The following is a 20,038-nucleotide window of genomic DNA, read 5'->3' on the forward strand; positions in this document are numbered from 1 at the left end:
TGTGATGGGGGACATACCGGCACCCGGCCGTGCCGGTGGCCGACGCCAGGACCTCACGTCGCGTCAGGAGCACGTCGTTCAGGCGGCCGGCTTGAGCACCACCTTCGAGTAGCCCTCCTCGCGCCGGTCGAAACGCTGGTACGCCTCCGGCGGCAGTTCCTTGCTCACCACGAAACTGGGCTTCGCCCGCCCCGCCATGATCAGGTTGCATAGGTACTCGTTGTACGCCTTGACGTTGGCCTGCCCCGTCCCCATCCGTAGGCCCTTCTCGAAGAACTTGCCGACCTTGACCAGCAGTTCGCCGTGGGCCGAGTGCTCGTCTGGCGCGCCCGGGTCCTCGGCCAGGTAGAGCCCGACCACGCCGATCGCGCCGGTCGGCCGGACCACGTCCACCAGGCTGTTGAGCACCTGCGCGGGCTGCTCCTCCCCGCTCGCCCCGGTGGCCTGGTAGCCGACGGCGTCGACGCCCGTGTCCGTGCCCACCCCGTCGGTCTGCTCCTTGATCTGCTCGACCGGGTCGCCCTTGGTGAAGTCGATCGGGATCGCGCCGATGGACTCGGCCAGCCGCAGCCGGTCCGGCACCCGATCCACCACGAACGCCTCCGCCGCGCCCATCAGCAGCGCCGAGTACGCGGCCATCAGCCCCACCGGGCCGCCACCCATCACGGTGATGTTCTCGCCAGGCCGCAGCCCGGTCATCGCCACCCCGTGGTAGCCGGTGGGGAAGATGTCCGCGAGCATGGCGAAGTCGTTCTCATACTCGGTGCCCGGTGGCAGCTTCAGGCAGTTGAAGTCGGCGAACGGCACCCGCAGGTACTCCGCCTGCCCACCCCGGTACGGGCCCATCGACACGTAGCCGTACGCGCCGCCGGCGAAGCCCGGGTTGACGGTCAGGCAGAAGGCAGTCTTCCCCTCCCGGCAGTTCCGGCAGAACCCGCACGCCACGTTGAACGGCATGGAGACCCGGTCGCCCTTGCGCAGGCTCACCACGCCCGGCCCGGTCTCGACGATCACACCCAGGTTCTCGTGGCCGAAGACGATGCCCGGCTCGGCATTCGTCCGGCCCTCGTACATGTGCAGGTCCGAGCCGCAGATCGCGGTCGTCGTGATCTTGACGATAACGTCGTTCGGATCCTCGATCCGCGCATCCTCGACCTCGTTCACCGCGACGTCGCGCTGGCCCTGGTACACCACTGCCTTCACGTCACCGACCGTAGGCGGGCCGGGACGGTCGGGGCGGAGGTTCAGCCGAGCTGCTCGACCACCTCGGCGGTGAGCGCGTCGATCGAGGGCAGCAGCACCGCCGCCGACGCCTCGGCGTCCGGGTCCAGCGGGTACGACCCGTGCGGCACCGCCACCACCCGCATCCCGGCGGCGGCCGCGGACCGGACCCCGTTCGAGGAGTCCTCGATCGCCACGCACCGCGCGGGATCCACGCCGAGCCGCGCCGCCACGCCCAGCCAGACGTCCGGCGCCGGCTTGCCCCGGGCGGTCTCCTCGGTCGACAGGGTCGCCCGGAAGGCGTCGGTCAGGCCCGTGGCGGCCAGCGCCGCCGCGATCAGTCGGGTGGGGGAGGAACTGGCCAGCCCCAGCGGCCAGCGCGCGGCCAGCCGGCGCACCACCGCGTCGGCGTCGTCGATCAGCGGTACCTGTGCCGCGTACCGCCGGGTCATCTCGGCCACCACCTCGGTGGCGACCTGCTCGGCGGTGCGGTCCACGCCCAGCTCACCGCTGAGGTAGGCGGCCCACTCGCCGGTGCTCATCCCCATCAGCCGGCGCTGGGTGTCCGGCTGCCAGGCGCCGCCGTGCGCGCCCACGTACGCCCGCCGGACCTCCTCCCAGACCGGCTCGGAGTCCACGATCACGCCGTCCAGGTCGAAGAGCACCGCGTCCACCATGAGCCCATCCTGCCGGACCCCGGCGGGCCGGTCAGCGGGCCGGGGCGGTCGCCTCACCGGTGGGGGTGCGCGGGGCGGGCAGGCCGATCGGGCTCTGCCTGGGAATGATCGTGTGGCACCGGCTCGCGATCGGTTCGAGCAGCTCGCGCAGCCGCGCCGTACGCTCCGTGCCCAGCGCCCGCCACGGGCCGAGCGCGGCCCGGTCGGTGGCCTCCTCGACCGCCCGGAACGTCGCGGTGCCGTGCTCGGTCGGCGCCCGGTCGGCGGTCAGCCAGCCCTTCTCCACCAGGCGCTCCTCGGCGGCGGCCCACTCCTCGTCGGTCCAGCCCCGGGCCATCTGGTGGAACTCGCGGGACTGGTCGAGCCGGCACCGCCAGGCCACCACCTCGACCGGATCCAGCCCCGTGGTGACCAGCGCCGCCACGTGCCCGTCGCCCCGGTGCTCGCGCAGCGTCGTGGCGGCCTGCCAGAGCCGGGCCAGCGGGTATTCCCCCCGGGGCAGCGCGGCGTTGACCGCGCCCAGCACCCGGCCCGCCGTCTCGACCCCCCCGGCCGCCTCCTCCAGCAGCTCCGCCGCCTCGACGAGGTGCGACTCGGGCAGCTCGTAGGTGAACTCGGCCAGCGCCTGCACGGCACCGGTGAGCCGGGCGCGCAGCGCCTCCTGCGGGGTGGCCAGGCGCCACACCGAGGGGAGCGCCCGGGCCACCATCGACGGCGCGAAGCTGAAGAAGGCGGCAACCACCACCGGCGCGTCCACCGGCCCGAGCGGGGCGGCCCGGCCGGCGAAGTAACCCCGCCAGTAGCCGCGCAGCCCGACCGCCTCGTACGCGGCGCGGGCCCGGGGGTGGAAGTAGGTCACCGCGTGGACCGGCTCGAAGTGGGTCCACATCAGCCGGGCCAGCCCCGGGTCGTCCAGCGCCGCCACGTGCACCTCCGCGTCGGTGGGCAGGTCGCCGCGGGCGGGTGGACCGCCCACGGTGACCACGAACCTACTGCCGCTGGGTGACGGGAAGGAAGCCTGCTGTGACCTACTGCGCGGCGATCACGTCAACGACGAAGCGCAGCGGGCCCGCCGGGCGACCGCCCGACGCGTCGTTGCCGTACGCCAGCTCGCCCGGGATGTCGAGCTGCACCCGGCTGCCCACCGGCACGCCGACCAGGCCCTGGTCCCAGCCCGGGATGACCTGGCCGACGCCGATCCCGAAGGTGGCCGGCTCGCCCCGGCCCCAGGAGGAGTCGAACTCCTTACCGTCCTTGTAGAACACCCCGACGTAGTTGGTGGTGATCTGCTGGCCGGCCTTCACCGCCGGGCCGTTGCCCTTGATCAGGGTGGTGACGGTGAGCTTCTTCAGCTCGCCCTTGCCCGCGCCGACCGTCGGCTTGGTCTTCAGGGCCGGGTCGGCGTCGGCGGGAAGCTGCGGTGCGGCGGCGGCGGTGGGCTCGACCGGGGCGTCGGCGCTGGCCGAGGGGGCGGCGGCGGTGGAATTCGTGGCGTCGTCCCCGTTGTTCAGCCAGACGATGCCGCCGATCAGCGCGGCGACCGCGAGGACACCGACAAAGGCGCCCAGCATCGACTGTCGGCGGCGCCGCGCCTCGGCGGCCTTCTTCGCCGCCAGCTGGGCGGCCAGTCGCCGCTCCGCCTTGGTGCCCGGGCCCTGGCCCGCCGACCGGTTCTGCACACGCTCGCTCACGTCGACTCCCCTGCTGGGTGGGTGGTGCGGCTCGTCGGCCGCTGTCGAGACCAGCGCACACGGTACCCGCCCGGACGCCTGCGGTGCTCCTGCGGCCGGCTCCGATTCCGACAGCTCAGCCCCCCGGGGGCACCATCGTGAAGTCGGTGACGAACGACGCGACCGGGCGTTTGAGCCGTCAGCGGGCGTGGCGACGGCGAACGACAGCGACACCGGACGCATCGGAGTACGTTCACGACCATGGCGATCCTCACCGAAATAGACCTTGCCCTACTCGCCGAGCCGCAGCTCGCGCACGTGGCGACCATCGAGCCCGACGGCACCCCGCACGTCACCCCGGTCTGGGTGGACACCGACGGCGAGCACATCGTGTTCAACACGGCCGTCGGCCGGAAGAAGTACCGCAACATCGAGCGCAACCCTTCGGTCGCGGTCTCTGTGGTGGACAAGGCCGACGACTTCCGCACGCTCTGGGTGAAGGGCACCGCGGAGTTCGTCACCGAGGGCGCCGACGAGCACATCGACCGGATGGCGAAGAAGTATCTCGGGCAGGACACGTACCCGTTCCGCCAGCCCGGCGAGGAGCGGGTGATCGTCCGGGTCACCCCCACCGAGAAGCTCGGCCGCGGCTGAGCCCACGGAGGGCCCCTTCTCAACGCCTCCGCCGTAGAGCAGGGGCCCTCTACCAACACCGCAACGGCCACCCCTACGGTTCGGCCGGGGACCAGCTCAGTGCGTACTTGGGTCTGTTGTTCACCGCATCGGCGTGTTCTTATACGGGACGACGACGTCACTGACCTCGTGGCGGCGGCCCTTGTCCATTCCGCTCTGCCTCCATCCACAGGCGTGAAGGGTGCAACGATGCGCAGAAGATCAACTTTCCAGCTGGCGGTGCTGACCGCTACCGCGGCGACGTTCCTGGCGGCCGGAGGCGCCTCCGGGGCGGTGGCCACGGCAGCGCCCGCGACCGCCTCCCCGGGGGTAGCGGCGTGTGAGCCGGGTGCCGAGGGGCACAGCGCGGCGCGGGTGAAGGAGGGCGCCACCGCCCAGGAACCGGAGCTGTACTCGAAGAACGAGGCGAACGCCTACGGCGTGATCAAGGATTCGCCGCGCCTGCCCAACGGCAGCGTCACCGTGCCCACGGTCTTCCACATGATCTCCGACCACCCGCTCAGCGCGGCCGAGACGGACCGGTGGAACACCCTGATCGCGGCGCAGATGAAGGTGCTCAACGACTCGTACGCGGGCCTCACGGCGCCCGACGCCTCCGACACGCCGTTCCGGTTCTCGCTCGTTGACACGACGTGGACGGTGAACAGCAACTGGTACACGGTCGTGCCCGGCAAGAACGAGCGCGACATGAAGAAGGCCCTGTACACCGGCGACGCCCGCACCTTGAACGTGTACGCGGCCAACATCGGCGGCGGCCTCCTCGGCTGGGCGTACTTCCCGAAGGGCTACAACAACGGCCGGGACTACATCGACGGCGTGGTGATGCTCGACGAGTCGATGCCGGGCGGAACGGCCGGCAAGTACGCCCTGGGTGACACGCTGACGCACGAGGTCGGGCACTGGCTGATGCTGGAGCACACCTTCGCGCACGGGTGCTCCGCCTCCGGCGACTACGTCGCGGACACCCCGCGCGAGGCGGCGCCGCAGTTCAACTGCCCGGTGGGCGCGGACACCTGCACCGCACCCGGGCTGGACCCGATCCACAACTTCATGGACTACACGCAGGACTCCTGCATGAACATGTTCACCCCGGGCCAGGCGGACCGGATGAGCGATGCCTGGGTGGCATTCCGGGCCGGCGGCGGCAAGCAGTAAGCAGGGCTTGGTGAGGGGTTGACGGGCCGCGTTAAGCGGCTCGTCAACCCCTTCGCCGTCAGGCGGTCTTGCGGGGGGCGGCCTTCTTGGCGGCCTTCTTGGCCGGCGCCGCCTTCTTCTCCGCGGTCTTCTTGGCCGCCGCCTTCTTCGCCGGCTCGGCCTTCTTGGCGGCGGCCGCCTTCTTCGCCGGAGCCTTCTTCGCGGCCGCCTTCTTCGCCGGCGCCTTCGCGGTCTTCGCCGCCTTGGCCGCCTGCTGCGCCGACCGGGCCGAGGTGATCGGGGTCGGCTCGCCGGCGCCGCCGGCGGGCGCCTCGCCCCGGGCCGCCCGGGCCCGCTCGACCGACGCCTTCAGGGCGGCCATCAGGTCCACCGCGGCGGCCGGCGCGGCCTCTTCCTCCTCCGGCTGGACCACCTCACGGCCCTCGATCTTGGCGTCGATCACCTCCTGCAACGCCGCCCGGTAGTCGTCGGTGAAGGCGTCCGGCTCGAAGTCGCCGGCCATCGAGTCGATCAGCGAGCTGGCCATGGCCAGCTCCGGGGGACGGACCTTCAGGTCCTCGTCCAGGAACCCGAAGTCGGGGGTACGCACCTCGTCCGGCCAGAGCATCGTGTTGAGCAGCAGGACGCCCTCGCGTACCCGGAGGGTGGCGAGCTGCTCCCGCTGGCGCAGGGCGACCTTGACGATCGCCACCCGCTCCGAGTCGGTCAGCGCGTCGCGCAGCAGCACGTACGGCTTGGTGGCCGAGCCCTCCGGCTCCAGGAAGTACGCCTTGTTGTAGAGGATCGGGTCGACCTGCTCGGCGGGGACGAACTCCAGCACGTCGATCGCGTGCGAGGTGGTCAGCGGCAGGTCGGCGAAGTCCTCGTCGGTGAGGATGACCATCTCGCCGCCGCCGATGTCGTACCCCTTGGCGATGTCGTCGTAGGTGACCTCCTCGCCGCAGACCTGGCAGGTGCGCTTGTAGCGGATCCGGCCGCCGTCGTCCCGGTGCACCTGGTGGAAGCGGATGTCCTTCTCCTCGGTGGCCGAGTAGACCCGCACTCCGATCGACACCAGGCCGAACGACACCGCTCCTTTCCAGATGGCCCGCATTCCCGCGCTCCTCTCCCTGGTTCTGACCAGAATCGCAAACGATCGAACGGCACGCACGCCCTTCCGTGCGCAACTACAGTGATCAGGTGCCCGGCGCGCCGTTGAAGCCGATGCTCGCGATGACCGGGCATCTCCCGGCCGGTGCCGGCTGGGCGTACGAGTTCAAGTGGGACGGGGTCCGTGCGCTCGCCGACATCTCCTACGGCGACCAGCACCTGTACGCGCGTTCGGGCGTGGAGATCACCACGGCGTACCCCGAATTGATCATGTTGAAGGAGCAGGTCGACGACGCGCTGCTGGACGGCGAGGTGATCCTCTTCAACGAGCTCGGGCAGCCGTCGTTCACCGCGTTGGCCGAGCGGATGCACGTGCGGAACCCGACCAAGGCGGCGCGGCTGGCGGCCAGCATGCCGGTCACGTACATGATCTTCGACGTGCTGCGGCTGCGCGGCGACGACCTGACCGGCCGCCCCTACCGGGAGCGGCGCGCGACGCTGGAGTCGCTCGGGCTCGGCGCGGCCCGGTGGGCGGTGCCGCCCGCCTTCGCCGACGGCCCGGCCACCTTCGCGGCGGCCGGCGAGCACGGGCTCGAAGGGGTGATGGCCAAGCGGATCGACGCGGTCTACCGGCCCGGGGTTCGCTCGCCCGACTGGGTGAAGGTCAAGCTGGAGGTGACCGGCGACTTCGTGGTCGGCGGCTGGCGGCCCGGCGCGCGCAAGATCGGCGGCCTGCTGGTCGGGGTGCCCCGGCCGGACGGGCGGCTCACCTTCCGGGGCCGGGTCGGCGGGGGGATCGGCGCGGCCCTCGAGCGGGACCTGCTGCGCGAGCTGGAACCGCTGCGCACCACCGCGTCACCGTTCGCCGGGGACGTGCCGCGTGAGGATGCCCGCGGCGCGATCTGGGTAACCCCGCGGGTGGTGGTCGAGGTCAAGTACGGCCAGCGCACCCCCGACGGGCGGCTGCGCTTCCCCCGGATCCTGCGGCTGCGGCCGGACAAGCCACCCGAGGAGGTCGAGGATGCCAGCTGACCGGTTGAAGGTGGACGTCGAGGGACGCGCGCTGGAGCTGTCCAACCTGGACAAGATCCTCTACCCGAAGGCCGGCTTCACCAAGGGCGAGGTGATCGACTACTACACCCGGATCGCCCCGTTGCTGCTGCCGCACCTGCGCGACCGGGCGCTGACCCGGATCCGCTACCCGAACGGGGTCGAGGGCAGCTCGTTCTTCGAGAAGAACGCCCCGGCTGCCACCCCCGGCTGGGTACGCACCGAGACGCTGCCCGCCCCCGGGTCGAGCAAGGGGCGGGAGACCATCGACTACGTCGTCTGCGACGACCTGCCCGTACTGGTCTGGCTGGCCAACCTCGCCGCCTTGGAGCTGCACACACCGCAGTGGAAGATCGGCGAGCACCCGGACATGATGGTGGTCGACCTGGACCCGGGCGCCCCGGCCGCGCTGAAGCAGTGCTGCCAGGTGGCGCTGCTGATGCGCGACCGGCTCGCCGACGACGGCATCGAGGCGTACCCGAAGACGTCCGGCAAGAAGGGCATGCAGCTCTGCTGCCCGATCGCCGGTACGCAGGATTCCGATTTCGTCTCGGGTTACGCCAGGCGAATCGCCCAGGAGTTGGAGCGGGCGCACCCGAAGCAGATCGTGTCGAAGATGGCCAAGAACCTGCGTCCCGGCAAGGTCTTCATCGACTGGAGCCAGAACAACGCGGCGAAGACGACGGTGGCGCCGTACTCGCTGCGCGCCCAGGCGGTGCCGGCGGTGTCCACCCCGCTGACCTGGGACGAGGTCGAGGCGGGCGCGGCGGGCAAGCGCCCGTCGACCAAGCCGTACACGGCGGGCGAGGTGCTCAAGCGGGTGGAGCAGCAGGGCGACCTGCTGGCCCCGCTGCTCGACGGCGGCCCCGAACTGCCCGGACCCTGAGCGGCCCGAGCAGTTCGGGTCAGCGGTTGGCCTACAGGGCGAACAGCAGGGCGGCGTCGAGGAGGACGACCACGGCGGTGGCGAAGTGGATGCCGAAGGCGACCGCCTTCGCGCCGCCGTGCCGCAGCACGATCAGGGTGTCCCCCAACGGGTTGAGCGCGACGATCAGCATGAACCAGGCGACCGCGTCGGCGCTGGTGAAGGCGATCAGGGCGAGGCCGAGCAGGCCGTAGCTGAGGTCGCGCAGGCCCTTGATCGTGAGGTACGCCGGGTCCCCGTCCGGTGCGGCCGGCACGCCGTAGCCGGCGGCCGAGGCGCGGGGCGCCAGCAGGAACCGGGCACCGATGAAGACGCAGAAGAGGCTGAGGACGACGGCGAGCCCGTAGGCGACGGGGCTGAGCATGTTCGACTCCAAATTCTAGCGCTGCTAGGTCCGAGAGCGAAGCTAGCAGAGCGGCGGCAGATTGGCTAGCGGTGCTAGACTGCGAGCATGTCGATTCAGGCCCGCCGGGAGCGGGAGCGGGCGGAACGGGAACGGGCGATCGTCGCCGCAGCCCGGGAGCTGGCCGAGTCGGAGGGCTGGGACGCCGTCACCACCCGCCGGCTCGCCGCCGAGATCGAGTACAGCCAGCCCGTCCTCTACAGCCACTTCAAGGGCAAAGGCGCCATCATGGCGGCGGTCGCCGTGGAAGGCTGCGGTGATCTGGCCGCCGAACTCGCCGCCGCCCGGGCCGCCGCAACCGACCCACGGCAGGCGGTGGCCGACATGGCCAGGGCGTACGTCGCGTTCGCCGAGCGCCGGCCCGCGCTCTACGACGCGATCTTCAACCTTCCCGTCGACCTGCCCTTCGCCAGTAAGGACGCACCGGTCGAGCTGGCCCGGGCCTTCGCCGAGCTGGCCGAGACCCTGCGGCCAGTCGCCGGCGGCGACGACCTCGAGGCGTTCACCGAGACCTTCTGGAGCGGGCTGCACGGCCTCGTCACGCTCATGCGCAACGGCCGGCTCCGGCGCGCGGACCACGAGCGGCGGCTGGCGATCCTGGTGGACCGGTTCACCCGCTGAACCGTCCCGCCGGTCGGAGCGGTCGGGTCGGCGGTCGGCTGGTTAGGGTGGGCGGACCGGCAGGAGGAGTTTTCCGATGGCTGTCCACCCGCCCGCACCCGTTCCGGCCGACGCGCCACGGGAGGCCGGGCTCCCGCTGCTCACCTACTGCGACGACGCGACCGGGGGGCGGGTCGAGCTGACCGCGCCGCAACTCGGCAGCTGGGCGGCCCAAAGCGCGAGCCTGCTCCGGGACGGCTGCGGGCTGGGCCCGGGCAGCCGGGTGGCGGTGCTGCTACCGCCGCACTGGCGTACCGCCGCGGTGCTGATCGGCGCCTGGTCGGTCGGGATGGCGGTGTCGTTCCGGCCGCGGGCCACCGCCGGGCTGCGGGTCCTCGAACCGGGGGGCGACCAGCCGTACGACGCGGTGTTCGTGACCCCGGAGCGCCTCGACGACTGGTTGGAGGACGTGCCCGACGGGGTGCACCGCTACCTCGTCGGCACCGGGCCGGGGCCGCTGGCCGACGTGCCCGCCGGCTGGCTCGACTGGTCCACGGAGGTGCTCCGGCACACCGACACCCCACCCGACTACACCGGCGTCCGCCCGTGGGATCCGGCCAGCCCCGACGGCACCAGCTACGGGGAGTGGCGGCAGTTGGCGTCGGCGGTCGCCGAACAGCTTGACCTGCGGGCCGGTGACCGGCTGCTGGTCGACGCCGCCGAGCACGAGCAGCCGGTGAAGTGGCTGCTCGCCCCGCTCGCCGCCGGCGCATCCGTGGTGCTCTGCGCCAACCTCGACCGGTCCAGACTGGAGGCCCGAATCGAGGCCGAGCGGGTCACCCGGGTGCTCTCCACGTAGCTCTGATCAACCCCCGGCCGACATCTGCCCGGACAGAGTTACCCGCACCGGCCGAGGCTCGACATCCGCATCGACGCCGAGCAGGTGACCCGGGTGCTCTGCGCACTACCTTTCGGCCCTGGTGCGCCGAGCGGTACGCCATTTGGCGGCATAGGGCAGCACGAACAGGTACAGGCCGGTGAACAGGAGCAGGAAGAGCGGGAGCAGCGGCACGTAGGACACCCATACGACGGGCTCCTCCTGCGCCAGCGCGACGAAGGTGACGATGACCGTCACCGTGAAGACGATGGCCAGCCAGCGGTGGATCTGCCGGACCCACTTGTTCCAGTTCAACGGGACCTCCTGAGAAGACGAGCAGCCCCGCCCCAGCGCCTGCCGGGGTGGGGCATCCATGGCGGCCACGCTAGTTGCGGCTCGGTGACCTGGGCTTCTCGATTCCTGACCGGTCTGGCCACGTGCCCCGGTCGCCGTGCGGGCAGCCCGCCGGCCCGACGGAAACTCGTTGACAGCGGCGCGGGCCGGGATGCCTACTTGCCCACCGGGCGTCGTGCGATCGGCGGCAGGCGAAAGGGCAGAGGATCATGGCGGAACTGGGCGGGGACGCGCTGACCTGGAAAGAGTTCGGCGAGCAACACCTCGACGCGCTGGCCGGACTGGCCGAGGGGTGCCTGGCCACCGACGGCGGACTACCCCTGTTCGCCCGCCCTCCGCTGCTGCGGGCCCGGCTGCTCCAGGCCCGTACCCTCGGCGCCTGGCACGACGGCGGCCTGGTCGCGGCCGTCGGCGTCGGCACCGGCGGGCAGCCGGCCACCAGCACCGGCCTGGTGCATCCGGCGTGGCGGGGGCGGGGCCTGGGCAGCCGGCTGCTGAGCTGGGCCGGCGAGCAGGCCGGCGACGCGGACCTGCTGCTCACCACCGAGTCCTGGAGCCCGGATGCGGACGCTCTCTTCACGGCGCGCGGCTTCGAGCGGACCTTCACCGAGTGGGTGCTGCGGCACGATCTCACCACCCTGCCGGCGGTCGCGCGCCCCCACGGCGTGACCACCGAGCCGGTGACCTGGGATATCGGCCCCGAACTCTTCGAGACCTACCGGGTGTCCTTCGCCGATCGACCCGGCTTCGGCGCGTCCACCGCCGAGGTCTGGCTGGGCGACCTGCGGGACGACGACGAGTACCGGCCGGACCTGTCGCTCATCGCGCGCGGTCCCGACGGTACGGCCGTCGGCTTCCTCAACGTCATCGACAACTGGATCGACCAGGTGGGCGTCGTGCCCGGCTGGCGGCAGCGACGGGTCGGGGCGTACCTGGTGGCGACCGCGCTGCGGTCGCTGGCCGAGGACGGTGCCCGGGAAGCGTGGCTCTGCGTCAACGACAACAACCCGGCCGCGGCACTGTACCGGCGGCTGGGCTCCGCCGATGCCGGCCGCCGCGCCCGCTACCTGCGCCGCCACTTGTGACCGCCGCCGCCCCTGGACTCCAGGAGCCGGCCAAGGCCTGAGCTCCACTCCGCCTACGAACTTGATGACGCAAGCGACTCAGGCTCCCCGGGTGCGCCCTCACTGAAAGAGCCTGCCGGGCCTACGGGAGCGGCCCCGCTTGGTGATTATGGAGTCCCTGCGCCGTCGGCGCACCATGATCGAATTGGCCTTCCGCTTCAACCCTTTGAAGATTCGGTCCCTCATCGCGCACCTCTCTTTCCGCGTACGTCAGATTGGCCATGGCGATGCCGCGCCGAACAAGCGGCAGTGGCGCGGGCGGCTACCGCCCTGATCCGTCCCAGTCCGCGTACCCGGCGTGACAGCAGCCATTCGTCAATGCCGGCCTGCGCCGCCTCACGACCTGCCCGACCGAAATGACCGCGTTTCAACCATGGCAGGTGGTCACCTGCCGGCTCGGAGCTGAGTCCGATGGCGCTGTACGGCGTCGTGATTGCCGCACCGGGCCGAGCAGTATTCGCGACGTCCGTTGCGACTGGTGTCGACGAACACCGTCACGCACGTCGACCGAGCGCAGACGCCCAGCCGCCGACCTTCCGCCTCAACCGCGAAGATCGCCAGGCCGCCGGCCGTGACCGCCCGGACCCGGCCGACCACGTCGTCGTCCTCGGGCGTGAAGTGCAGGTGCGGACGGCGTCCGTCATGTGTGGTCAGGAACACCCCGGCAGTTCCCTCGACCAGCAGCGCATTGATCGCCGTGCAGCGTTCCTCGGTCCCGGACGCCTCGAACACAGCTCGCAACCGCGCACCCCACACCCGCAGCACCTGTGCCTGCCGGGTAGTGAGCGCCGGTCGGCGGATCTCGTGCGTACGCAGGACCGCCTCGAGCTCACCCGCCCCGACCCCGCCCCCACCGGTACGGCCCTCGACCACGAGGTTGGCGAGGTCGGCGGCGAGGTGAGCCCCGGTCATGTTGTCATGGTTGAACTGCACTGACCCATTGCAACACAGTCCTTGACATGCATCTCGTCGTCATGGCGGTCGTCCCGATCGTGCTGCTGCTCGGACTCGGCACGGTGCTGCGCCGGCGGCTCGTGACCGACCCGGGATTCTGGCGCGGCATCGAGTGGATGAGCTACCGCGTCTTCACGCCCGCGCTGTTCGTCACCTCGATCGCCGCGACCGACCTGGCCGCAGCCTCGCCGGCGCCGTTGCTGCCCAGCCTGGCCATCCCGGTCGTCGTCGTCTCCGTGCTCGTCATCGCGCTGCGCCGCCCGCTCCGCGCGAACGGCCCGCAACTGACCTCGCTGGTCCAGGGCAGCATCCGCCTCAACACCTACATCGGGCTCGTGTTCGCCTCCGCCGCCTACGGCGCGGAAGGCGTCGCCACCTTCGCCCTGGCCGCCGCCGTCATGGTGCCGCTGGTCAACGTGATATCGGTGAGCGTCCTGTCGAAACACGGCGACCGGGACGACCGCAGCCGGCCCAGGCTCTGGCTCGAACTCCTCGGCAACCCACTCATCCAGGGGTGCGCGGCCGGTCTCGCCCTGAACCTGCTTCACCTCAGACTGCCGGCGTTCCTGGCCACCACCCTCGACATGCTCGCCGCTCCCGCACTGGTGTGCGGAACGCTGGCGGCAGGTGCGGCAATCACCTTCCGCCTGCGGCAGCGCGATGTGGTCGACATCCTCTCGGCGTCCGCCCTCAAACTCGTCGCCCTGCCCCTCGCCGCGGTCGCCATCGCCACCACCCTCGGCGTCAACGGCGCGGCGCTCACCAGCATCGCGATCATCTGCGCTGTCCCGACCGCACCGTCCGCCTACGTCCTCGCCAGGCGGATGGGCGGCGACACGCACCTCATGGCCTCCATCACCGGCGCGCAGACGCTGCTCTCGATCGCCACGCTCCCGTTCATCGTCGGCCTGACAACGGGATGACCAGCCACCGCGCCGAGCGGAGTCGATCGACCAGGAAAGGGTCAGTCGAAGGAAGGCAGCGACGGGCCGAGGACGTCGTCGGCGTCCACGATGGTGTACGCGTACCCCTGCTCGGCGAGGAAGCGCTGGCGGTGGGCGGCGTACTCGGTGTCGATGGTGTCCCGGGAGACCACGGTGTAGAAGTGCGCCTGCCGGCCGTCGGCCTTCGGTCGCAGCACCCGGCCGAGGCGCTGCGCCTCCTCCTGCCGGGAGCCGAACGTGCCGGACACCTGGATCGCCACCGCCGCCTCGGGCAGGTCGATGGAGAAGTTGCCGACCTTCGAGATGACCAGGGTGCGCACCTCACCCGAACGGAAGGCGTCGAACAGCCGCTCCCGCTCCTTGTTGGTGGTCGAGCCCTGCACGATCGGCGCGTCCAGGTATTCGCCGAGCTGGTGCAGCTGGTCGATGTACCCGCCGATGACCAGGACCTGCTCGTCCGGGTGCCGGTCGACCAGCGCGCGAACGACCGGCAGCTTGGTCCGGGCGGTCGCCGCCATCCGGTAGCGCTCCTCGGCCTCCGCCGTCGCGTACGCCATCCGCTCCGCGTCGGTCAGCGTCACTCGTACCTCGGTGCACTCGGCCGGGGCGATCCAGCCCTGCGCCTCGATGTCCTTCCACGGCGCGTCGTACCGTTTGGGTCCGATCAGGCTGAACACGTCGCCCTCGCGGCCGTCCTCGCGGACCAGCGTCGCCGTCAGGCCGAGCCGGCGGCGGGCCTGAAGGTCCGCGGTGAATCGGAAGATCGGCGCGGGCAGCAGGTGCACCTCGTCGTAGATGACCAGACCCCAGTCGCGGGCGCCGAACAGGTCCAGGTGCGTGAAGGCACCCTTGCGGCGCGAGGTGAGCACCTGGTACGTGGCGATGGTGACCGGGCGGATCTCCTTGCGCTCGCCCGAGTACTCGCCGATCTCCTCCTCGGTGAGCGAGGTGCGGGCGATCAGCTCCCGCTTCCACTGCCGGCCGGCGACCGTGTTGGTGACCAGGATCAGCGTGGTCGCCTGCGCCTCGGCCATCGCCGCCGCCCCGACCAGCGTCTTGCCGGCGCCGCAGGGGAGCACCACCACGCCGGACCCGCCGGCCCAGAACGCCTCCACGGCCTCCCGCTGGTACGACCGCAGCGTCCACGGCTTCCCGCCGTCCTTGCCGGCCTCGGCCAGGTCGATCGGGTGCGCCTCGCCGTCGACGTAACCGGCCAGGTCCTCGGCCGGCCAGCCGAGCTTGAGCAGCGCCTGCTTGAGCCGGCCCCGCTCGGACGGGTGCACCGCGATGGTGTCGTCGTCGAGCTTCGCACCGAGCATCCCGGCCAGCTTCTTGCTCTTGGCGACCTCGATCAGCACCACCCGGTCCAGCGCGCGCAGCACCAGGCCGTGCACCGGGTCGTTGGTTAGCTGGAGCCGGCCGTACCGGTCCATCGTCTCGGCCACGTCGACCAGCAGCGCGTGTGGCACGGGGTAGCGGCTGTATTTGATCAGGGCGTCCACCACGCCCTCGGCGTCGTGGCCGGCGGCCCGGGCGTTCCACAGGCCCAGCGGGGTGAGCCGGTAGGTATGCACGTGCTCGGGAGAGCGCTCCAGCTCGGCGAAGGGCGCGATGGCCATCCGGCACGCCTGCGCGTCGGGGTGGTCGATCTCCAGCAGCAGGGTCTTGTCCGACTGCACGATCAGTGGTCCACCGCTCACGCCAGTGTCCTTTCGCTTGCCGGGATCTCCTCGCCCGCACGACGCTGACCTGCCGAAGGCGGACCATCCAGTGTTGCACGTCTGGAGGTGTCCGAAAAAAGTCACGCCGAGAAGGCAACGGGACATCCGTCTCGTACGTCTAGGAAGGGAACGCCTCGCCAGGGGGAGGGCCCATGAAGCGTGTCCGGTTCGCCGCCCGGGTCGTCAGCCTGGCGGCGGTCGTGCTGGTCGGCGTCGGTGCGTGCGCGCTCGATCCGCAGGGCGACGACGGATCCGGGGCCGCGGCTCCGGCACCCGTCGCAGTGACGGAGAAGGCATCGGGGGCGAGCGCGCACGCACCGACACCGGACCGGCCTTCGCCGTCGGTGTCACCGAGCCGGTCGGCCACGCCGAAGCCCAGCCGGTCGACGAAACCGAAACCGACCGCCACGCCGAAACCGGTCTGCCCGCAGGGCGAGCGCCAGCGGGAAGTGGAGACGTACCTGGCCAAGCTGGGTGGGTTCGGGACGGTGACCGTGGACGGGCAGCAGTCGGCCGCCGACTGCGCCGCGATCAAGAAGTTCCAGCGCCGGTACGGGATCAGCCCCGCCGCCGGTCGCGCCGGCGCCACCACCTACGACGTGGCGCGCCGCCTGGCCACCACCGGCGTAAACCGTTGCCGGGCCGGCTCCGGCCTCACCTTCTGCGTCGATCTGACCCGGCAGACGGTCTGGGCGATGCGGGGCGGCAAGGTGGTGATGGGCCCGACGGTCACCCGCACCGGCATGAGCGGGTACGCCACCCCGACCGGCACCTACCGGGTGGGCGGGCGGAACCTGAAGGAGTGGTCCAACCCGTACGAGGTGTGGCTGCCGTACTGGCAGCAGTTCAACGGCGGCATCGGCTTCCACGAGACCACCACGTACCTGCACAACGGGTCGGTCGGTTCGCACGGCTGCGTGAACCTACTGCACCAGGACGCGGTGCGGCTCTGGGAGTTGGGCTCGATCGGCACCCGGGTGGTCGTCTTCGGTCACCGTTCCGGCACCTGAGCAGGCCCGACCGCCCGTACCCCTGACCCTCCCCGGGTGGAATGAGGGTTTTCTCCCCTGTTCGGCGGCCGATTCCGGTGCCACTCTGGAAATCGGGTCCGGCGGGGCGGGAGGGGCTGACGATGACGGTCGATCACGAGGTGCTCCCCGAGGACGACCGGGCGACGGGGGCCGAGGTCTCCCCGGCGGCCCTGCTCGGGTACGCGGCCGCCGCCGTCGGCGTGGTCGGCTGGTTCTTCTTCGGTCTGCTGGTGCAGCGCCAGGGCTTCGTCGACTCGGTCGGCGAGTCGGCCGGCGCGGCGTTCGGCCTGCTGCTCGCAGTGTCGGTGATCGGCACGATCCGCCGCAACGGGCGCTGAGCGGGCTCGGGCCGAGCCCCGGCCCGCTCAGTCCTCCCGCACCGCCGCAGTGATCCGGTGCAGGGCGAACGTGTGCAGCATCTCCGTGCGCTCGTCCTCGGCGCGCAGGTAGCCCGCGCCGATCGACACCGGCCGGACCAGGCGGGACGCGGTCGCCCCGTGCGCGTCGACGTAACCCACCCAGACCAGCGCCTTGTCGCGTACCGCCTGCTGGAGCACGGCCAGCGCGTCGCTGTGGCTGTGCGCCGGCAGCGGACCCGTACGCGCCGTGCCGCCCCGGACCACCGCCGGCGCCCGCCGGGCCGCCCGCGCCGCCGCCTCGCCCCGCCGGATCTGCTCCACCACCCCGAGCAGCCGGGGCATGGGCAGCCGGGGCGCCGCCAGCGGGTCCAGGCTGCGGGTGGCGGCCGGCATCCGGGCCGGCGCCCGGCGGGTCTTCGGCCGGGCGAGCACCGTCGCACCGCTGGCGTCCTCCGGCACCGGCGCGTAACCGGCGTCGCGCAGCGCGGTCAGCATCCGCCCCACCTGGTACGGGGTGGCGAGCACCGTCGGAGCCAGCCGCCGGAACGCCAGCGCCTCCAGCCGCTTGTCGGACAGCACCTCGGTGAGCAGTGCCTCGTCGTCGCTGCGCACGTACCCACCGGCCGAGCCGACCCGCAGCCCGCCGTGCTTGCGCGCGACGTCGTCCACCAGGTAGCTCAGGCCCTGCGGCACCGGAGTGCGCGACCGGCGGCGGAAGAGCGCGTGCAGGTCGTCGGCGGAGTAGCCAGCGTCCAGGGCCCGCCGGACACTTGCCGTGGTGACCCGGTGCACGCTCGCGCCGCCAGCCGACTCGTGCTCGGCCACGGCCTCCAGTTCGCCGGCGAGCGTCGGGTCGGGCGGGCCGGGCACCACCACGGTCAGGTCGGCCTGCACGAGGAAGTGGTCGACCGGGGCGGGGAGCAGTGCGTCCAGCGCGCGTACGGCGGTGGACGGTTCGCCCGACTCGGCCTCGGAGAGCAGCCCGAGCGGGTCGTCCGCCCGTTCGTCGGCCTCGGTCACGTCGGCCAGTAACAGCCGCCCGTACGCGGTGAGCGCGCCGAGCCCGGTCACCCCGAGCTGGGCCGCCTCGGCCAGCACCTCCCGGTGCGCGGCCTCCCGGCCCCGGGCCCGCCGGGGCGCCCGCCAGTCCAGCAGCTCCAGCACCTCGTCGGGGGTCGGGGCGGTCGCCGGGGCCAGGTCGGCCAGGGTGGCGAGCACCGCGTGCCGGGCGGCCGGCGCCCCGGCCCGCTCCGCCTCGGCGGAGAGCACTGAGATCGGCCGGTCCCGGTCGTCCCGCTGGCCGACCAGGCCCACCTGGCGGGTCATCGTCAGCCAGGCCCGGGCCAGCTGCTCCCAGCGCTGGGCCAGGGAGCTGGCCCGCCACACCTCGTACCCGCCGGTCGGCAGGATCTGCTGGTCGCCGCCGTACCGGGTGGTGGCGGCACCGGTCAGGTCCAGCTCACCGACCAGCCCGGCCGCGTACGCCACCTCGAAGAGCAGGGCCGTGGTCTGGTCGTCCAGCCCGAGCCCGCGGGCCAGCCGGCGCAGGTCACGTACGCCGACGCCGCCGGAGCGCAGCACCGGGGCCGGCTCGGCGGCCAGGCTCTCCAGCAGCGCCTCGGTCTGGCGTACCACCTCCATGGTCTGCCCGGCCCCGGCGGAGTCCACGGCCTTCGCCTCCCGCGGCGGGCTGGCCACCACCGGCGGGCTGGTCCGTAGCGGGCCGAGCGGGCCGCTGTCCCGGCGCAGCAGCAGCCCCACCTCGCGGGGCAGCTCAACCGTGCCGGCGCCGCCCTTGCCGCCGGACATCCGAACCAGCAGCCGGTGCTCGACCAGCCAGCGGATCGGGGAGCCGGTCGGCGCGCCGCCGTTGACCAGGTCCGGCGGGAGCGCGTCCTCGGTGCCGGTGGCGGGGGCCGCCAGCGCGCCCGGGGGCACGGTGCCGACCGGCGGGCCGGCGGCCAGCCGGTCCAGGATCGCCCGGGCCGAGGGCGGCGCGGCCAGCAGCGTCCGCCGCAGCTTCGCCGGATCGGTGCACACGGCCGCCGCGCGTGGGTCCAGCTCCGACGCCGGCCGGCCCAGCCCCGCCGGGTACGGCGACACCTCGTCGACGCCGCCGACCACGTGCAGGTCGTGCTCGGGGCCGTACAGCAGGAAGAGCGCGCGGAGCCGGTCCACCGCGCTCCGGACGGCGGTCGGGGCGGGCGGGTGCGGGCCGGCGGTGGCCAGCGCCAGGATCTCCTCGGTGCTGGTGCCGCCCTCCTCGGGGTGCCGGGTGAGCCGGGCGGCGTCCAGGATCAGGAGGGTGAACTGGTCCAGCCCGTCGAGGGCCCGGGCCACGGAGACCCGCGACTGGGCGCGGATGGCGAGGGCGGAGACGTCGGCCGGCACCGGTACGACGAGGTCCGGCCGCAGCCGGAGGAGGGCGGCCAGGGACTCGTCGGAGAGCGTCCGCAGCTGGTCGGCGAGTGAGGTGGTCATTGTCGTTCCACGCTAGCCCGGCCGGGGGGCCTTCCGCCCCTCGGACGTCCGGCTCGGCTCGGCGGGCGGGTAGGTTCGCGGCATGCCTCCACTGATGGTCGGCTTCGACCTCGACATGACCCTGGTCGACTCGCGCCCCGGGATCGCCGCCGCCTACCGGGCGTTGACCGCGCTGACCGGCGTGCCCGTGGACGCGGACCTGGCGGTGTCCCGGCTCGGCCCGCCGCTGCGTACCGAAATCGCCCACTGGTTCCCGCCGGAGCGGGTGGAGGAGGCGGTGGTCGCGTATCGCGAGCTCTACCCGGCGTATGCGATCACGCCGACGCTGCCGATGCCCGGCGCGGAGGCCGCGATCGATGCGGTGCACGCGCGCGGGGGCCGGGTGATGGTGGTGACCTCGAAGATCGGTCGGCTGGCGAAGCTGCACCTGGACCACCTCGGCCTGGCCGTCGACGAGCTGGCCGGGGACCTCTTCGCCGAGCAGAAGGCGACCGCGCTGCGGGAGCACGGTGCGACCCTCTACGTCGGGGATCACGTCGCCGACATGGCAGCCGCGCAGGCCGCGGGAATCCCGGGCGTGGGAGTGACAACCGGGCCCTGCTCGGGGGACGAACTGGGGGACGCGGGTGCCCACGTGGTGCTGGATGATCTCACCGGATTCCCGGCGGCGCTGGACCGGATCATCGGGCTAGCCTTGAAGGGGTAGTTGT

At 72.2% G+C, this 20,038-nt stretch carries 21 protein-coding genes; 11 read left to right on the forward strand and 10 right to left on the reverse strand.

Features of this window, described 5'->3' with window-relative positions:
* Positions 1–78 precede the first annotated feature (78 nt).
* The 4 genes from A6A27_RS35795 to A6A27_RS35810 all read right to left on the reverse strand — a co-directional run bounded on the left by A6A27_RS35795 (position 79) and on the right by A6A27_RS35810 (position 3,589).
* On the reverse strand, positions 79–1,203 hold the full coding sequence (locus A6A27_RS35795) for a glutathione-independent formaldehyde dehydrogenase (RefSeq protein WP_073839080.1): 1,125 nt from the start codon (positions 1,201–1,203) through the stop codon (positions 79–81).
* 41 nt (positions 1,204–1,244) lie between these two features.
* Positions 1,245–1,898, reverse strand: a complete 654-nt coding sequence (locus A6A27_RS35800; RefSeq protein ID WP_073839081.1) for an HAD family hydrolase — start codon at positions 1,896–1,898, stop codon at positions 1,245–1,247.
* A gap of 31 nt (positions 1,899–1,929) precedes the next feature.
* Positions 1,930–2,787, reverse strand: a complete 858-nt coding sequence (locus A6A27_RS35805) for an SCO6745 family protein (RefSeq protein ID WP_073839195.1) — start codon at positions 2,785–2,787, stop codon at positions 1,930–1,932.
* A gap of 139 nt (positions 2,788–2,926) precedes the next feature.
* Positions 2,927–3,589: an FKBP-type peptidyl-prolyl cis-trans isomerase gene (locus A6A27_RS35810; RefSeq protein WP_083673128.1), complete on the reverse strand. Its 663-nt coding sequence runs from the start codon at positions 3,587–3,589 to the stop codon at positions 2,927–2,929.
* 240 nt (positions 3,590–3,829) lie between these two features.
* Here A6A27_RS35810 and A6A27_RS35815 point away from each other — a divergent pair, with 240 nt between their 5' ends.
* Both A6A27_RS35815 and A6A27_RS35820 read left to right on the forward strand, forming a co-directional pair.
* Complete coding sequence (locus tag A6A27_RS35815; protein WP_073839082.1) at positions 3,830–4,222, forward strand: PPOX class F420-dependent oxidoreductase; 393 nt, start codon at positions 3,830–3,832, stop codon at positions 4,220–4,222.
* A gap of 228 nt (positions 4,223–4,450) precedes the next feature.
* Positions 4,451–5,416, forward strand: coding sequence for a zinc metalloprotease (locus A6A27_RS35820; protein WP_073839083.1), 966 nt, complete (start codon positions 4,451–4,453; stop codon positions 5,414–5,416).
* A 58-nt stretch (positions 5,417–5,474) separates the two neighbouring features.
* On the opposite strand, the gene ku is transcribed toward A6A27_RS35820, so the two are convergent.
* On the reverse strand, positions 5,475–6,509 hold the full coding sequence (gene ku, locus A6A27_RS35825) for a non-homologous end joining protein Ku (RefSeq protein ID WP_073839084.1): 1,035 nt from the start codon (positions 6,507–6,509) through the stop codon (positions 5,475–5,477).
* 86 nt (positions 6,510–6,595) lie between these two features.
* On the opposite strand from ku, the gene ligD (A6A27_RS35830) reads away from it, so the two are divergent.
* Positions 6,596–7,537: a non-homologous end-joining DNA ligase gene (gene ligD / locus A6A27_RS35830; RefSeq protein ID WP_073839197.1), complete on the forward strand. Its 942-nt coding sequence runs from the start codon at positions 6,596–6,598 to the stop codon at positions 7,535–7,537.
* The gene (gene ligD / locus A6A27_RS35835) at positions 7,527–8,441 is read left to right on the forward strand and encodes a non-homologous end-joining DNA ligase (protein WP_073839085.1); all 915 of its coding nucleotides are present in this window, start codon (positions 7,527–7,529) and stop codon (positions 8,439–8,441) included. The genes ligD (A6A27_RS35830) and ligD (A6A27_RS35835) overlap by 11 nt, the downstream gene beginning before the upstream one ends.
* A gap of 31 nt (positions 8,442–8,472) precedes the next feature.
* Here the strand turns inward: ligD (A6A27_RS35835) and A6A27_RS35840 are convergent, their stop codons facing one another.
* Complete coding sequence (locus tag A6A27_RS35840; RefSeq protein ID WP_073839086.1) at positions 8,473–8,844, reverse strand: DUF4267 domain-containing protein; 372 nt, start codon at positions 8,842–8,844, stop codon at positions 8,473–8,475.
* Positions 8,845–8,931: 87 nt separating this feature from the next.
* Between A6A27_RS35840 and A6A27_RS35845 the strand changes: the two genes are divergently transcribed.
* Entirely contained in the window at positions 8,932–9,504 is a 573-nt protein-coding gene (locus A6A27_RS35845) for a TetR/AcrR family transcriptional regulator (RefSeq protein WP_073839087.1), read from the forward strand.
* Between the two features lie 76 nt (positions 9,505–9,580).
* Positions 9,581–10,342 (forward strand): TIGR03089 family protein, encoded by a 762-nt coding sequence (locus tag A6A27_RS35850; RefSeq protein WP_073839088.1) that lies wholly within the window; start codon positions 9,581–9,583, stop codon positions 10,340–10,342.
* Between the two features lie 105 nt (positions 10,343–10,447).
* Here A6A27_RS35850 and A6A27_RS35855 read toward each other — a convergent pair whose 3' ends face one another.
* The gene (locus tag A6A27_RS35855) at positions 10,448–10,735 is read right to left on the reverse strand and encodes a hypothetical protein (protein ID WP_143194349.1); all 288 of its coding nucleotides are present in this window, start codon (positions 10,733–10,735) and stop codon (positions 10,448–10,450) included.
* A gap of 188 nt (positions 10,736–10,923) precedes the next feature.
* On the opposite strand from A6A27_RS35855, the gene A6A27_RS35860 reads away from it, so the two are divergent.
* Positions 10,924–11,799 (forward strand): GNAT family N-acetyltransferase, encoded by an 876-nt coding sequence (locus A6A27_RS35860; RefSeq protein WP_073839090.1) that lies wholly within the window; start codon positions 10,924–10,926, stop codon positions 11,797–11,799.
* 423 nt (positions 11,800–12,222) lie between these two features.
* On the opposite strand, the gene A6A27_RS35865 is transcribed toward A6A27_RS35860, so the two are convergent.
* Positions 12,223–12,750, reverse strand: coding sequence for a CGNR zinc finger domain-containing protein (locus A6A27_RS35865; protein ID WP_198940593.1), 528 nt, complete (start codon positions 12,748–12,750; stop codon positions 12,223–12,225).
* 47 nt (positions 12,751–12,797) lie between these two features.
* Here A6A27_RS35865 and A6A27_RS35870 point away from each other — a divergent pair, with 47 nt between their 5' ends.
* A complete protein-coding gene (locus tag A6A27_RS35870; RefSeq protein WP_073839092.1) occupies positions 12,798–13,715 on the forward strand; it encodes an AEC family transporter in 918 nt (305 codons plus the stop codon).
* 41 nt (positions 13,716–13,756) lie between these two features.
* On the opposite strand, the gene A6A27_RS35875 is transcribed toward A6A27_RS35870, so the two are convergent.
* The gene (locus A6A27_RS35875) at positions 13,757–15,436 is read right to left on the reverse strand and encodes a DNA repair helicase XPB (protein WP_073839093.1); all 1,680 of its coding nucleotides are present in this window, start codon (positions 15,434–15,436) and stop codon (positions 13,757–13,759) included.
* A gap of 173 nt (positions 15,437–15,609) precedes the next feature.
* On the opposite strand from A6A27_RS35875, the gene A6A27_RS35880 reads away from it, so the two are divergent.
* On the forward strand, positions 15,610–16,467 hold the full coding sequence (locus tag A6A27_RS35880) for a L,D-transpeptidase family protein (RefSeq protein ID WP_073839094.1): 858 nt from the start codon (positions 15,610–15,612) through the stop codon (positions 16,465–16,467).
* A 122-nt stretch (positions 16,468–16,589) separates the two neighbouring features.
* Positions 16,590–16,826: a hypothetical protein gene (locus A6A27_RS35885; protein WP_073839095.1), complete on the forward strand. Its 237-nt coding sequence runs from the start codon at positions 16,590–16,592 to the stop codon at positions 16,824–16,826.
* Between the two features lie 27 nt (positions 16,827–16,853).
* On the opposite strand, the gene A6A27_RS35890 is transcribed toward A6A27_RS35885, so the two are convergent.
* Positions 16,854–19,328, reverse strand: a complete 2,475-nt coding sequence (locus A6A27_RS35890; RefSeq protein ID WP_073839096.1) for a helicase-associated domain-containing protein — start codon at positions 19,326–19,328, stop codon at positions 16,854–16,856.
* 82 nt (positions 19,329–19,410) lie between these two features.
* On the opposite strand from A6A27_RS35890, the gene A6A27_RS35895 reads away from it, so the two are divergent.
* Entirely contained in the window at positions 19,411–20,034 is a 624-nt protein-coding gene (locus A6A27_RS35895) for an HAD family hydrolase (protein ID WP_073839097.1), read from the forward strand.
* Positions 20,035–20,038: the final 4 nt, after the last annotated feature.

Origin of the sequence: Micromonospora sp. CB01531, from assembly GCF_001905095.1 — a bacterium.
GTDB lineage: Bacteria > Actinomycetota > Actinomycetes > Mycobacteriales > Micromonosporaceae > Micromonospora.

Bases quoted from the DNA above. Each gene is read 5' to 3' on its own strand.
- A6A27_RS35800 (WP_073839081.1), bottom strand. From the start codon at position 1,898: ATGGTGGACGCGGTGCTCTTCGACCTGGACGGCGTGATCGTGGACTCC.
- A6A27_RS35805 (WP_073839195.1), bottom strand. From the start codon at position 2,787: ATGTGGACCCACTTCGAGCCGGTCCACGCGGTGACCTACTTCCACCCC.
- A6A27_RS35815 (WP_073839082.1), top strand. From the start codon at position 3,830: ATGGCGATCCTCACCGAAATAGACCTTGCCCTACTCGCCGAGCCGCAG.
- A6A27_RS35820 (WP_073839083.1), top strand. From the start codon at position 4,451: ATGCGCAGAAGATCAACTTTCCAGCTGGCGGTGCTGACCGCTACCGCG.
- ku (WP_073839084.1), bottom strand. From the start codon at position 6,509: ATGCGGGCCATCTGGAAAGGAGCGGTGTCGTTCGGCCTGGTGTCGATC.
- ligD (WP_073839085.1), top strand. From the start codon at position 7,527: ATGCCAGCTGACCGGTTGAAGGTGGACGTCGAGGGACGCGCGCTGGAG.
- A6A27_RS35840 (WP_073839086.1), bottom strand. From the start codon at position 8,844: ATGCTCAGCCCCGTCGCCTACGGGCTCGCCGTCGTCCTCAGCCTCTTC.
- A6A27_RS35845 (WP_073839087.1), top strand. From the start codon at position 8,932: ATGTCGATTCAGGCCCGCCGGGAGCGGGAGCGGGCGGAACGGGAACGG.
- A6A27_RS35850 (WP_073839088.1), top strand. From the start codon at position 9,581: ATGGCTGTCCACCCGCCCGCACCCGTTCCGGCCGACGCGCCACGGGAG.
- A6A27_RS35855 (WP_143194349.1), bottom strand. From the start codon at position 10,735: ATGGATGCCCCACCCCGGCAGGCGCTGGGGCGGGGCTGCTCGTCTTCT.
- A6A27_RS35860 (WP_073839090.1), top strand. From the start codon at position 10,924: ATGGCGGAACTGGGCGGGGACGCGCTGACCTGGAAAGAGTTCGGCGAG.
- A6A27_RS35865 (WP_198940593.1), bottom strand. From the start codon at position 12,750: ATGACCGGGGCTCACCTCGCCGCCGACCTCGCCAACCTCGTGGTCGAG.
- A6A27_RS35870 (WP_073839092.1), top strand. From the start codon at position 12,798: ATGCATCTCGTCGTCATGGCGGTCGTCCCGATCGTGCTGCTGCTCGGA.
- A6A27_RS35880 (WP_073839094.1), top strand. From the start codon at position 15,610: ATGAAGCGTGTCCGGTTCGCCGCCCGGGTCGTCAGCCTGGCGGCGGTC.
- A6A27_RS35885 (WP_073839095.1), top strand. From the start codon at position 16,590: ATGACGGTCGATCACGAGGTGCTCCCCGAGGACGACCGGGCGACGGGG.
- A6A27_RS35890 (WP_073839096.1), bottom strand. From the start codon at position 19,328: ATGACCACCTCACTCGCCGACCAGCTGCGGACGCTCTCCGACGAGTCC.
- A6A27_RS35895 (WP_073839097.1), top strand. From the start codon at position 19,411: ATGCCTCCACTGATGGTCGGCTTCGACCTCGACATGACCCTGGTCGAC.